Consider the following 14,361-nt stretch of genomic DNA (forward strand, 5'->3'; position numbering starts at 1 on the left):
GTGGTGCCTCCGATCAGAGCGAGTAGGGCAGGTAGCAGAGGGCGGCGAGGACGATCGCGCCCCAGCCGAGCAGGGCCGGCTTGCGGTACCACGCGTCGTCGCCTTCGGCCGGTACCTCCGGCGCGTCCGGCGACTCCGTCCCGTACACCAGGCCGGCCAGTTCCGCCACCGGCTTGGGCGCGGTGAAGAGCGTCACGAGCACCATGACGACCGCACCGGCGACGAAGCCGACGATCGCCGAGACGAAGTTGGCGCCCTGGTCGGTCGGGATGGCGATGATGCCCTGCTTGTAGATCCAGAAGTAGTTGATCATCGCGGCGCTGGTACCGGCGAGCAGACCCCACACACCGGACTTCATCGAGGCGCGCTTCCAGAACATCCCGATGATGAAGACCACGAACAGCGGGACGTTGAAGAAGGAGAAGAGCGTCTGGAGATAGCTCATGATGTTGGAGAAGCTGGCGGCGATGAAGGCCGTGCCGATGGAGGCCAGCACACCGACCGCGGTGATCATCCGTCCGAAGCGCAGGTAGTACGCGTCGGGCTTGTCCTTCTTCACGTACCGCGCCCAGATGTCCGTCGTGAAGACGGTGTTGAACGAGGAGACGTTGGCGGCCATACCGGCCATGAAGGCGGCCAGCAGACCGGTCACCGCGATACCGAGCACACCGTTGGGCAGCAGCTCCTGCATCAGCAGCGGGATCGCGTCGTTGTACGTCAGGTCCGAGCCGGGCGTGCCGATCTTCGGGGCGATGACGGCGGCGACCAGGCCGGGGATCATCACGAGGAAGACGATGAACATCTTCGGGAAGGCGGCGATCAGCGGTGTGCGCTGGGCGGCGGAGAGGTTCTTCGCGGACAGCGCGCGCTGCACCTCGGCGAAGTTGGTCGTCCAGTAGCCGAAGGAGAGCACGAAGCCCAGGCCCAGGATGATCGTCAGCCAGTTCGCGCCGAGCGGGTTCGCGTGGCCGATCGAGGTGCCGCCCCAGGCCGTCATGAAGTCATGGCCGTGGCTCTTGGTCAGGGTGTTGGAGAGGCCGTCCCAGCCGCCGACCCGCTTGAGGCCGAGGATGGTGAGCGGGATCAGCGCGGCGAGGATGACGAAGAACTGGAGCACTTCGTTGTAGATCGCCGACGAGAGTCCGCCGATGGTGATGTAGACGAGGACGAAGAGGCCGGCGACGACGATCGCGACCCACTGCGGCCAGCCCAGGAGCGCCTCCACGACGATCGACAGGGCGTAGAGGTTCACGCCCGCGATCAGGATCGCCGAGAAGGCGAAGAGTATGGAGCTCAGCAGGTGCGCCGACTTGTCGAAGCGGTGCAGCAGGAACTCCGGTACGGAGCGCACCTTCGACTTGTAGTAGAAGGGCATCATCACCAGGCCGAGGAAGACCATGGCGGGGATGGCGCCGATCCAGTACCAGTGGACGACGGCCACGCCGTACTGCGCGCCGGTCGCCGCCATGCCCAGGATCTCGGTCGCGCCGAGGTTCGCCGCGACGAAGGCCAGGCCGGTGACCCAGGCGGGCAGTGAACGGCCCGAGAGGAAGAAGTCCAGGCTCGTCTTCACGCTCGCTCTGGCGGCGAATCCGATGCCCAGGACCACGATGAAGTAGATCGCCAGAATCGTGTAGTCGAGCCCGTTCGTGGGGAGCCGGAGTCCGGCAGCCAGGTATTGCATGAGTACTCGCTTCGTTGCCAGAACTTTTCCGCTGCGGAACCTACGCCCATGTGTTCAAAAAATGAACACTTCACTGGTGTTCTTTGTTTGATTGTGATCGGGCTGGTTGGTATGTCCTGATGAAAGCGCTTGCTCTTGCTTGCTCCCGCTCCATTGACTGTGCTGTTGAGTTGTGGTTTGTTGTGTGCGGTTCTGTTTGGGTAGGTAGCAGTGGGCGAGGAGCGCCAGAGTGAAGAAGACATCGACCCGTCTCGCCGACGGTCGTGAGCTGCTCTACTACGACGGCCGGGACGACGTGGTCCGCGACGCCGTGGACCGGCGCCCGCTCGGCCCTGTCGCCACCGCGTCCGAGATCCGCACCGACCCGCTGCTCGGCGACGCGGTCGCGATCTCCTCGCACCGCCAGGAGCGCACCTACCACCCGCCGGCCGACGAGTGCCCGCTCTGCCCCTCCCGCGACGGACGGCTCAGCGAAATCCCGGACGCGGACTACGACGTCGCCGTCTTCGAGAACCGCTTCCCCTCACTCGCCGGTGACTCCGGCCGCTGTGAGGTCGTCTGCTTCACCTCCGACCACGACGCCTCCTTCGCCGATCTCACCCCCGAACAGGCCGCCCTGGTCCTGGAGGCCTGGACCGACAGGACCGCGGAGCTGGCCGAACTCCCCGAAGTCAAGCAGGTGTTCTGCTTCGAGAACCGCGGCGCGGAGATCGGCGTGACCCTCGGCCACCCGCACGGCCAGATCTACGGTTACCCCTTCGTCACCCCGCGCACCGCGCTGATGCTGCGCTCGGCCGACGCGTTCCAGGAGAGCAGTGGCGGCCGGAACCTCTTCGACGAGACCGTCGCGCGCGAAGTGGCCGACGGCTCCCGGGTGGTGCTGGAGGGCGCGCACTGGGTCGCGTTCGTCCCGTACGCCGCGCACTGGCCGTACGAGGTGCACCTCTACCCGAAGCAGCGCGTACCCGACCTGCGCTTCCTCGGCGACGAAGCGCGCACAGAGTTTCCACAGATGTATCTGGAACTGTTGAGGCGCTTCGACCGGATCTTCGACGGGCCGGGCGGCCGGAAGGAAGGGGCGGGCGAGCCCCCGACGCCGTACATCTCCGCCATCCACCAGGCGCCCTTCGGTGAGCTGGATGGATACGGCATCAACCGGGACGAATTCGCCCTGCATCTTGAGCTTTTCACCATTCGCCGCACTTCGGGCAAGCTGAAGTTCCTCGCGGGTTCCGAGTCGGGCATGAACGTCTTCGTGAATGACGTGCCGCCGGAGACCGCGGCCGAGCGACTGCGAGAGGTAGCGAGCAAGTGAGCAAGAAGTATCTGGTCACCGGTGGCGCGGGATACGTCGGCAGTGTCGTGGCCGCCCACCTCCTGGAGGCCGGGCACGAGGTGACCGTGCTCGACGACCTCTCGACCGGCTTCCGGGTGTCCGTACCCGAGGGCGCCACGTTCATCGAGGGCCGCATCCAGGACGCCGCCCGGTGGCTCGACTCCTCGTACGACGGGGTGCTGCACTTCGCCGCGTCCTCGCAGGTCGGCGAGTCGGTCGTCAACCCCGAGAAGTACTGGCTGAACAACGTCGGCGGCACCACCGCGCTGCTCGCCGCGATGCGGTTCGCCGGTGTCCGCACGCTGGTGTTCTCCTCCACCGCCGCGACCTACGGCGAGCCGGAGACCGTACCGATCAGGGAGAGCGCCCCCACCGCGCCGACCAACCCGTACGGCGCCACCAAGCTCGCCGTCGACCACATGATCAGCGGCGAGTGCGCGGCGCACGGTCTGGCCGCGGCCAGCCTCCGGTACTTCAACGTCGCGGGCGCCTACAAGACGTACGGCGAGCGCCACGACCCCGAGTCGCACCTCATCCCGCTGGTCCTCCAGGTCGCCCAGGGCCGCCGCGACGCCATCTCGGTGTACGGCGACGACTACCCCACCCCGGACGGCACCTGCGTACGCGACTACATCCATGTCGCCGACCTGGCGGAGGCGCACCTGCTCGCCCTGGACGCGGCGGCCTCCGGCGAGCACCTGATCTGCAACCTCGGCAACGGCAGCGGGTTCTCGGTCCGTGAGGTCATCGAGACCGTACGCAAGGTGACGGGGCACCCCGTCCCGGAGCGGGCCGCGGGCCGCCGCGCGGGCGACCCGGCCACGCTCGTGGCCTCGGCCGACACCGCACGCGAGCGGCTCGGCTGGGCCCCCTCGCGCTCCGATCTGGCCGGGATCGTCTCCGACGCCTGGGCCTTCGCGCAGAACGCCCGCACATCCGACCGGACAGAGTCGTCCGTACACAGGGGAGTTACTGAGGAATGAGTTTCGAGGAGCTGTACGGCCGTGCCCCCGAGGGCACCTGGGCCGCCCCCGGCCGCGTCAACCTCATCGGTGAGTACACCGACTTCAACGACGGCTTCGTCATGCCGCTCGCCCTGCCGCACACCGCCGTCGCGCAGGTCTCCCGGCGCACCGACGGCGTACTGCGGCTGTATTCGGCGGACATCGAGGGCGGCATCGTGCAGCTCCGCACCGATGAACTCGAACCGCTCACCAACACCAGCTGGGCCGCCTACCCGGCGGGCGTCGTCTGGGCGCTGCGCGAGGCGGGCCACCCGGTCACGGGCGCCGACATCCACCTCAGCTCCACGGTCCCCACCGGCGCCGGGCTCTCCTCGTCCGCCGCCCTGGAGGTCGTCACCGCGCTCGCCCTCAACGACCTGTACGAACTGGGGCTGGACTGCAACCAGTTGGCGCTGATCGCGCAGCGCGCCGAGAACGCCTTCGTCGGGGTGCCGTGCGGCGTCATGGACCAGACGGCGTCGGCCTGCTGCGCCGAGGGCCACGCGCTGCACCTCGACTGCCGGGACCACTCGATACGGCAGGTCCCCTTCGACCTGGCCGCGCAGGGGCTGCGGCTGCTCGTCGTGGACACCAGGGTCAAGCACGCCCTCGGTGACGGCGCGTACGCCGAACGGCGCGCGGGCTGCGAGGAGGGCGCCCGGATCCTGGGCGTCCCGGCGCTGCGCGACGTGCCGTACGCGCAGCTGCCCGAAGCGCTCGCGAAGCTCTCCGAGCCCTCCGAGCCCTCCGGCGCCTCCGGCCTCTTGGACCCGAAGGTGCGCGGTTACGTCCGCCATGTCGTCTCGGACAACCACCGGGTGGCGCGGACGGTCGCGCTGCTCGACGCGGGCGACGTACGCGGAGTCGGGCCGATCCTCACCGACGGCCACGCCTCGCTCCGCGACGACCTGCTGGTCTCCTGCGACGAGCTGGACCTGGTGGTGGCGTCGGCGAACGCGGGCGGCGCGCTGGGCGCGCGGATGACCGGCGGCGGGTTCGGCGGTTCGGCGATCGTGCTGGTCGAGGAGGTGCACGCGGAGGCGGTGGCCAAGGCGGTGACGGAGGCGTTCGCCGAGGCCGGGTACACCGCGCCGCGGATCTTCACCGCCACGGCATCGGCGGGGGCGCGCCGGCTGTCCTGAGGTACCTGTTGAGCTGAGAAGCCGTATTCCTCCCGGTCCACGTCAACGGCGGCGCCTTCACCACGGGCCGAATGCCGGCCGGCCCGGCAACCCCACCCAGATGCGGGCCGCGCCCCCCGGTGCAATGGTGGAGTGAGACCGGAAGCGCGGATGACGGGGGAATCTCAAGGCCGGGACGGCACGCGTCGCCGTGCGCCATCGACGACGCCGCCGCGGGCTCCGGTCTCGCCGCACCGTAACGGGGCACGCACCCCGCGCACCGGTTTTCGCCGCTGCGCGGGGACACAAGCCGACCCTCCCTCTTCCATCCCGATGCCGCACATAGGTGCGAGGAGGAGCTGTGAGCACACCCTCCGACGCCAGACTTGCCAACACCACGGCCCTGTCGGGGGGTGACCAACTGCTCGATGTCTTCTACCGGGCGGACGACGCCTCCCTCCACCACTGGCAGTACGCCCAGGGCAGTTGGCAGTTCGAGAACATGGGCGGCCGCCTGCTGTCAGCTCCGGTCGGCATGGCGCTGCGGCCCGACTCCCTGCACCTGTTCGTCACTGAGCTGGACAGCGACCTGAATCACGGCCTCTACAGCCGTAGCTCAGCCGAGGGTTTCTGGGAGCCTGAGGAGATCGAAGTCAGCTGGGTCAGTCACGATCCGGTGGTCCTGCCGATTACTACGGACCGCTACGAGCTGTTCTCCGCCTCGGTCGAGGGTGCGTTGCGGCATTGGAGCTTCTCGCCGGGCACCCGGTCGCACAGGGCCGACATCGTGGGCGTCGGAGCAGAACTCGGCGCGGTCTCGCGCACCCCCAACCTGCTCGATGTGTTCTACCCCGGCGACTCCGGGAAACTGCAGCGCTCCACCTTCTCCGGTCTGGTGACCGACGACGCGCAGGCGTGGACCGCTCCGGTCGACATGGGCGGACAGCTGGCGGGAGCGCCGGCTGTCGCGTCCTTCGGACCGGAGCGCCTCGACATCATCGGGCGTCAGCCGGACGGACGGTGGGTGCACTGGGGCTGGAACGGCGGACGGTGGTTCGGGCCGGAGAACAACGCCGCAGGCCAACTTGCCTGCGGCCCGGTCGCCGTGACCCGCGTGCCGGAGCACGTCGACGTCTTCGCCCGTGACACGGACGGGTTCCCGGTGCACTGGCGCTTCAACTCCGGTTCGCAGGTGTGGGAGGGGCCGGAGCGTCTCGGCTCGGACCAGATCCTGGGATGTCCCAGCGTGGTGTCGTGGGGCCCGGACCGGCTCGACGTCTTCGCTCGCTCGGCTGCGGGCCCGCTGCTGCACTGGTGGTCATCGGACGCGGTCACCTGGGGTTCGGAGCAGCTGGATGCCTCACTCCTGCCGGCGCGCCCGCCTCCCCCGGGGCCTCGGCTACCCGATGCTCAGTTCCTTCTGGTGCGGCCCGATGACCTGGTCATTCTGGGAGTGCGGTTCTCCGGGTTCCAGCAGCAGGCGAGCCGCACAGGCGGCGGAACCGAGCTCGTTTCCATGGATGACAACGCACGGCTGGTGCTCACCTTTCCGCCCCAGCACATCGGCGAACAGACCCGGCCTGCGATCGGCAGCCCCCAGGACCTCAACGAGGGGCGCCTGGCAGGGCCCAGCCAGCTGGCGTTCTCGGTGCCGGCCGGCACCGTCGTCAACCCCACAGCCGAGCGGGTGCTCGATGTGTGCACCGCGCTGGCCCGCTCGGACGGCCAGTGGACGCCCGACGACTCGGCGGTCGAACTGCCGTGGCGGCTGCTGTCGGCGCCGGAGAGCCGCGACAGCGCCGCAGGCGTCGTATCCGACCACCGCTCGCAACCTGTCGCCACCGACGTCGGCGCCGTCGGGCTCTGGCGCAGCCGCCTGCTGGCGGTCGGCCGGGCCGACGACGGTTCAGACGCGGGGCTCGCCCTGCGCCCCCTCGACGTCGAACTCGCGTCCCACACAGACGAGTTCACGGCGCCCCTGTCGGTCGCGGAGCGGCTGACCATCGCACAGCAGGGCGACCCCGCGGCAACGCAGCGGTTGGAGTTGAGCTCTCTCGGGGGCTCTCTGACGGTCCACCAGCAGTGGGAAACCTTCGGCTGGGACCACGAAGCGGTGCTCGGCCGCGACGAAGTGGTCCGTACCGTGCAACATGGCGTGTTGTTCCCGCTGGGGCATCGCGCCCAGTACGAGCGGATCACCCGCCGCGTCGTGGATCCCGGCTCCGGTATGCCCGCCGAGCTGGTCACGCAGCAGATCCTCACCGTCACCGAGCCGGTCAGACACGCCCCCAGCGATCCCCAGGCCGCCCGCGCGTTCCCTTTCTCCGACGTGGAGATCACCACCCTGCGGTTCACGGACCTCGAAGCCGACTGGCACTCCGTCGAGCGCACGGCCTCCGATGTCGAAGAACTGGAGCAGGAACTCGCGCAGGCGGACTACGGGATGAGGACTCTCAGGGCACGGATCTACGGCGGGGACATGGGCTGGCAGCCGGGCACGCCGACAGCCGAGGACATGGCGCCCGGCAGCAGCGACGCGGCCGACTACCTCAGCCAGATCGCCACGACCGACCAGCTCAGCGCGGAGATCCAGGCTGCTGAGCAGCACCCGGCGACACGTCCCGTGCCGCTGTACTTCTGGCCGCTCAGGCAGACCGGCGAGGAGAGCGAGCCCATACGCTTCCCCGTCCGGTGCCAAGGCGCCGCCGGAGAGGTGCACTTCGAACTTCCGCTGGTCTTCTACGCCGATGTGCGGTTCCCCCGGGGATCGGGCTACCCGGCGTTCACCTCGTTGCGGGATTTCTCCGCACAGTGCGAGGTGATCCGTGCCTACGAGAGCTCCCTCCAGGGCATCGTCGAACTCCCCGGCGTCACGGTCGACCTCATCGGCGCCGCCACACCGGCACCGGGGGACCTGCACGAGGTTCACGCCCTCCACATCGCCGGCGTTCCGGACCCCGTCGAGGACACCTTCCGGCCCCGGCTCGGGACGCCGGATCCCGACCCTTACGCGCTGCCGCCGGCCGCGACGACGGCTACGGAATCCGCCGCCGCCCAGGCCTGGGGCGTCCGCGTCGGCATGCCCGCCCTGCGCACCATCATGGGCGACGCGCCCCAGCCTCCGGCGGTCCTGGCGCAGTACGCGAAGGACACTGCTCTGTCCTACTCCAAGGACTACCTGGCGCAGGGAAGCGATGCGGTGGACGCCGTGCTGGAGGTGGCCGGAGGCACACTGCCGATCACGTTCTCGGGCGTCGCCGACCGCTCGGGCGGACTGGTGACACCCGATCTGGTCGCCGACGGAATCTCCCGCAAGCACGGGCCCGTCCAGCTGGCCGGGCTGACCACGTCCGACCCCAAGGACGTCCTCGCGGACGGCGCCACCCTGCTCGGGTTCGACCTGCGGGACGTGGTCTCGGGACTGACTGGTCCTCCACAGATCCTCTCGGACCTCACCCACACACCACCGACGACCAAGATGACCTGGGGCGACCTCACGCTGCAGGACAAGCCCCCGTTCAAAGGCGGACCCCAGTCGAAACTGGAACTCACCGTGGAGCGTTCGGCGGACAGCGTCACGACCACGTGCGACGTGACGGACTTCGACCTGGAGATGCCCCCAGGCGCGGCTGCGCTGCTCACGCTGCACTTCGGAGAGCTGAAGTACAGCCAGGTCGCGGGGAAGGCACCCGACCTGGCCGTGAACCACGTGACCGCCGCCTTCGAGGGCCAACTCCTCCTCCTGCAGAAGCTCCAGGAAGCCGTGGACCTCGGCAAGGCCGGTCCGGACATCCAAGTCACCGGGACGGACATCGTCGCGAGCTACCAACTCCCCGTACCTCCGGTGGAGACGGGTGTCTTCGTGATGAACGGGATGGTTTTCCGGGCCGCGGTTCTCGTGCCCTTCGACGGGCGGCCCGTCTCGGTGATGCTGGGCTTCGCCAGCCGCGAGCACCCCTTCACCTTGAGCGTGATGGCCTTCGGCGGGGGCGGCTACGTCGAGCTGGAGATGGACAAGTCGGGGCTGCGGAGGCTGGAGGCGTCGCTGGACTTCGGGGCGGTCGTCGGCGTGGACTTCGGCGTAGCCCGGGGCGAGGTGCACGCCATGGGGGGTGTGCGCTACGAGTTGGCCGGCGGAGAGGCCAAGTTGAGCGGGTTCTTCCGTATTGGTGGAACAGTCGAGGTGCTGGGCCTGATCTCCGTGTCCGTGGAACTGGTGGTGACACTGGCCTACGACGACACCACCAACGTGCTGTCCGGCCGGGCCACCCTCGTGATCGACATCGATCTCACCCTGTACTCCGACTCGGTGGAGCTGGACAGCGGGGTGTGGGTCCTCGCAGGTGATCCGAACGCCGCGCACCCCGCCCCGCCTCCCCCGCCACCGTCCAGGCCCGTAGCCGGCGAGCCCGGAGGGCTGCGCCCGCCGGGCGGAGCGTTCACCGAGCCGCCGACGCAGGCACGTGCCGCGGACGCGCCGAACGCGGAGGACGCCGATCTGGCGTCCCTGGCCGCTTCGTGGACGGCCTATCGAGCCGCCTTCGCCCCCACCCCGAGGGACGCACTCACCGACCGGAGGACCCCATGAGTCGACTGCTGTGGATCGCGGTGCCCGGCGGTGCGGTCACCGGCGGGCAGGCCACCCTGCGCATCCTGATCGTCCCGCAACTGACCGAGGGCACGCTCAAGGACAACGGGCTGGCGGACTGGCCGGCGGTGCTGGGCCACGCGGAGCTCTCGGTGGAGGTGCGTCGGCCCGACGGCAGCGGCAGTGAGGTGCCGTACACGCTGGTAGGCAGCGGCAGTTCAGACGTGTGGCAGCAGTTCTTCAGTGCCGTCGACGTACGGGGCTGGCAGCAGCCGCCGACCTATGACCCGCCCACCGTCGAACCCTCCACGGTGCAGCACGACAACATCCAGAAGACGTATGCCACTTCCGCCAAGGCCGTCGCCACACCCGACGTCGTCCACGACCAACTGGCGTCCTGGCACGTCGGCTCCCCCGACGGGGTCGCCTCGGACGGCGCTCCTTCGCCGCCGCGCACGGGGCGGAGCGCCATGGACTTCCACCGCGCTGTCGCCCTGCTGCGCGAGCACCCGGCCGTCCTGCGCGAGCTCGGCCTGATCGCGGAACTCACCCTCGGCACCGGCGACAAGGGCCTGCCGCCCGCCACCCCGACCGCCCCGGGCGCCGTCCGGGTCCGTTGGCCCGCCTCGACGATCGCTCCCGAGGTGGTCTCGCCGTGGACGGCCTACGAACTCGACAGCGGACTGTTCCTGCCCGCGTCGACCGCGACGATCAGCTCAGGCCTGGTCGACCTGGACGTGAAGGACCCGGCCGGGAATCCGCGTTGGCAGGTGGCCACCGTGGACATCGACGGTGCCGTGAGCCGGCTGCGGGACGCCGCACGCACCTACGCAACGGACAGGACGGACGGGCAGACCCCGCCGGCCAACGACGCGACGCTTCCCGCCCTGCGATCGGCGGGGCTGCTGCTCATGCGGCGCGACCGAGCCGAGCACTTCGCCGCGCGCTCCGACGCGGCGCGGGCCAACGCGGCGCGCGACGACCTCGGCGACGGGCCCCCGCTGACCGCGGACGACCTGGTGCTCGGATACCGGATGGACGTCAGGCTCCATGGGGCCGGTGACTCGCTGTCACTGTGCCGGCGGAACGCAACGTACTTCCTCAACAAGAACCCGATCGGTCCGCAGCAACTTGAGGAAGGGCATGTGAAGGCCAACGCCGCCATCCGCGACGAGCGCACCGGCGAGCTGCGCGCAGACGAGGTCGTCAGCCGCTGGAGCGGCTGGAGCCTGGCGGTGCCGCGCCCGGCCCTGGGCGCACCCCTGCCCCCGGCCCCGAACCCCGCACCGGCCCTTCCCTTCGACTTCTCATGGCAGTTCGAACCCGTGCCGGGCTCGCTGCCGGAGTTGCGCTTCAACACGTCGTACAGCGTGCGGCTGCGCGTCGCCGACATCGCCGGGGGCGGTCTGGAACACGATGACCCCTCCGCAGACCGCTGTTTCAGCGACTTGACGCCGTACGCCCGCCATGAGCCGCTCCCGGCACCGCAGATTCCACCCCCCGACGGCCTCGTGGTCACCGGGGCGGACGGGAAGCCGGTCGTCCACCCGGACGCGTTGGGCCCCGGAGGCAGCATCGACCAGTTGGTCATCCGCAGTGATCTCGGAGCGACCTCCTACGTGGACAATGCCGAACGCACGCTCCTGCCACCGCGCACCACCGTCGATCTGGCCGAGCAGCACGGCAGACTCGACGGATCGGACGAGGAGACGACGGGCTTGGTGCAGCGGGCCGTGCAGGCGGACGGCCCGGGACTGCCGGAACCGCTCGCCGCCGGCGTGGCCGTGTACTTCGTACGCGAACAGCCGACCGGGCAGGACGACCAGATGACGGACACGAGGGACTGGACCGGCGTATGGCCGAACTTCGCCGCCAAGTCACTCCGCTTGGTCCCGGGCGCCGCCGGCAGCGATCCTGAACTGCGCTGGGCCAACGACGATGGTTTGCTGGCCCTGGCCCCCGGACGACAGGTCACGGTGGAGCTGGCCTCGTACCTGAAGCTGCAGGACCTCGACAACTTCGTGATCAAGAACTGGCTCTCCGACCCGTCGGTCCCGGATCCGCCCGGCGACCACGATTCGCCCGAATCAGCGGTCCTCAACGGCCGCCACCCGATGGTCACCCCACCCCATGTCGTGACCCTGGTCCACGCGGTACGGCATCCGCTGCAGACGCCGGACGGCGACCTCGCCCCCGTACGCAACGAAGGAGATCCCTTCGCCGTGCTGGCACACGACCAGGCGCCGCTGCTCTCCCTCGATGCGGGGAGCACAGCACAACTCGACATCGTCGCCTCCTGGCAGGAGGTGAACGACAGCACCGCCCCGCAGCAGATGTCCCAGGGGCTCCCCTCGCTGGCGATCGGCCGTCGCGACTCCGAACTCGCCACGATCAGGCACGAGTTCGGCGACACGCGACACCGGCGGGTGAGCTACAACATGACCGCCGTCACCAGGTTCCGGCAGTTCTTCGCGGCTGAGGAACCCGACGACGCCTTCGTCAGGACGCAGACCCTGGGGCCGGTGAGTGTGCCGAGTTCGGCCCGGCCGGTACCGCCCCAGGTCCTCTCGGTGCGCCCCGCCTTCCTGTGGCAAGGTGAGGTGCCCGACCAATGGGACGTGGTCGAACGGACCAGGCTCGGAGACAGGCTGCGGGTCGAGCTCGCCCGCCCCTGGTTCACGACCGGGGAGGGCGAAAGGCTCGCCCTGGTCGTGTGCCCCGACGCGGCCGGCGTCGGCGATCCCGTGCTGACGGTCCCGGAGTTGCTGACCTGCACGGCCAGAGATCCGCTGTGGTCCACGCCGGGACCGTCCGGGATCGTGCGGACCTCGTCGTGTGTCACACAGGCAGCCGGGGCCAAGAGTGTCCACCCCGCCGGCCGGCCCGACCTCGACGTGGACGTGGTGGGGTTCCCGGTGGCGGAGGAAGGCGGGCACTGGTTCAGCGATGTGGTCCTGCCGGGAGTGGCCGCGTCCTCGTACAGCCCGTTCGTGCAACTGGCCCTGGCTCGCTACCAGGAGGAGAGCCTGGCGGGGCTGGAGCTGTCCACGGTGGTGCGCACGTCCCTGGTGCAGCTCCTGCCCGACCGGGCCCTACGGCTCGAACGCGGCCCAGACGGAGTCCTGGTGACGCTCTCGGGCCTCGCTCCCCAAGGCCCTGCAGTCAACCGGGTCATCGCCACGCTGGAGGCGTACACCGAGCAACCGGGCGCGGGAGCTGACTCCGTCCAGCTCACCTCGCTGGCGGCGGACCCCGGTACGGCGGGCCTGCCGGCCTGGACGCGGGTCCCGGGGTGCCAGGTCGAGGGAACACTGAACGAGACACTCACGCCGCTGCCCCCCGTGCCTGCCGGTCCGCCGACCGGGACGCCCTCGCGCGCGCCGGGGGCCGGGCGGCTGCGGGTGGTCGTGCGCGAGGTGGAGAGCGTTCCCGCCAACCGCATGGACATCGACGTCTCCGTCGAACTGACCGAACGCACGGTCTTCGTGGACGCCATCCCCCTTCCTGTGAACGTCTGACCTTTGTGAACGTCTGACCCTCGGACACCAGGAGGAGAACAGCCATGGCCACTGTCACCACTTTGGTCGCCGCAACCGTCACCGGAATCAGCGAAGCCAACGGCCTGAACGCCACGGGTTCCGTCGTGGGCCAGGAAGACACCGTCTTCGCCTACGTCTGGAACCCCACCCAGCCCAACGGCACGACCGGAACACCGACCCAGCTGCCGGCGCTGCCGACAGTAGGTGCGCCCGGGAAGGCGCGAGCCCGCTCGATCAACGCCAACGGGGTGATCTGCGGAGAGTCCGAAGGGCTCGACGCCTCCGGAAACCCGGTCACCCGCGCTGTCCTGTGGACCTCGGCGGGGATCCAGGACTTGGGGACCCTCATTCCCGACCCCGGCAATCCCGGGTTCTTCGTCGGAAACAGCCGAGCGCTCCACATCAACGACAACGGCCAGATCGTGGGGGCTTCGGATTCCGCGACGGGTTCAGAGCACGCCTTCCTCTTCGATCCCACAACGGCGTCCATGACTGATCTGGGCGCCCTGGTCCTTGCCGGGGCGTCCGGAACGACCGATACGAGCCGGGCCACGAGCATCAACAGTCAAGGTGACGTCGTGGGCGTCAGCAACTCTCTGGACACGAGCGGAACCCCGGTCGAGCGCGCCTTCCTCAGCACGGCGGGATCGGGCTTCCTGGCGGATCTCGGTACTCTGCTCCCCGACCCCGCCAATCCGGGCAGCTTCCTCGGCAACAGCAGCGCGTTCGGGATCAACGACAACGGCACGATCATCGGAACCTCGGACGGTGGAGGCGGGCTCACCGGCGTAACCCGGTTCTTCAGCGGGTCGCCTCCCGCGCCGGTGATCCCTAGCGACAGCGAAGGATCCGATGTGGGTCCCAACGACGACATCGTGGGGTCCATCGGCAGCCCCGCCGTGGGCTTCACGGAGAACAACACCAGCGGCCTGGTCGATCTCACCACTCTCGCCGCCACCGCCGGCATGACGGTCGACAAGGGCACAGGCGTCAGCGCGTCGGGCCAGATCACCGCGAGCGCGACCGTCGGCGGCTCCAGCGTCGGAATCCTCATCACGCCCTGAAACGGCCGCCCGACCTCGATCCAGC

Annotated in this window: 7 protein-coding genes; 6 read left to right on the forward strand and 1 reads right to left on the reverse strand. The window is 69.4% G+C overall.

Annotated features, from left to right (window positions below):
- Positions 1–13: 13 nt before the first annotated feature.
- The gene (locus OG452_RS21135) at positions 14–1,684 is read right to left on the reverse strand and encodes a sodium:solute symporter family protein (RefSeq protein WP_327297154.1); all 1,671 of its coding nucleotides are present in this window, start codon (positions 1,682–1,684) and stop codon (positions 14–16) included.
- A gap of 229 nt (positions 1,685–1,913) precedes the next feature.
- On the opposite strand from OG452_RS21135, the gene galT reads away from it, so the two are divergent.
- The 6 genes from galT (at position 1,914) to OG452_RS21165 (ending at position 14,336) form a co-directional block, all read left to right on the forward strand.
- Complete coding sequence (gene galT / locus OG452_RS21140; protein WP_327297155.1) at positions 1,914–2,999, forward strand: galactose-1-phosphate uridylyltransferase; 1,086 nt, start codon at positions 1,914–1,916, stop codon at positions 2,997–2,999.
- A complete protein-coding gene (gene galE / locus OG452_RS21145; protein ID WP_327297156.1) occupies positions 2,996–4,003 on the forward strand; it encodes a UDP-glucose 4-epimerase GalE in 1,008 nt (335 codons plus the stop codon). Before galT ends, galE begins: the two co-directional genes overlap by 4 nt.
- Complete coding sequence (gene galK / locus OG452_RS21150) at positions 4,000–5,166, forward strand: galactokinase (protein ID WP_327297157.1); 1,167 nt, start codon at positions 4,000–4,002, stop codon at positions 5,164–5,166. The genes galE and galK overlap by 4 nt, the downstream gene beginning before the upstream one ends.
- Before the next feature lie 340 nt (positions 5,167–5,506).
- The gene (locus OG452_RS21155) at positions 5,507–9,733 is read left to right on the forward strand and encodes a hypothetical protein (protein WP_327297158.1); all 4,227 of its coding nucleotides are present in this window, start codon (positions 5,507–5,509) and stop codon (positions 9,731–9,733) included.
- Positions 9,730–13,251: a hypothetical protein gene (locus OG452_RS21160; protein ID WP_327297159.1), complete on the forward strand. Its 3,522-nt coding sequence runs from the start codon at positions 9,730–9,732 to the stop codon at positions 13,249–13,251. Before OG452_RS21155 ends, OG452_RS21160 begins: the two co-directional genes overlap by 4 nt.
- 44 nt (positions 13,252–13,295) lie before the next feature.
- A complete protein-coding gene (locus tag OG452_RS21165; RefSeq protein ID WP_327297160.1) occupies positions 13,296–14,336 on the forward strand; it encodes a hypothetical protein in 1,041 nt (346 codons plus the stop codon).
- Positions 14,337–14,361: the final 25 nt, after the last annotated feature.

The organism is Streptomyces sp. NBC_01197 (assembly GCF_036010505.1).
GTDB lineage: Bacteria > Actinomycetota > Actinomycetes > Streptomycetales > Streptomycetaceae > Streptomyces.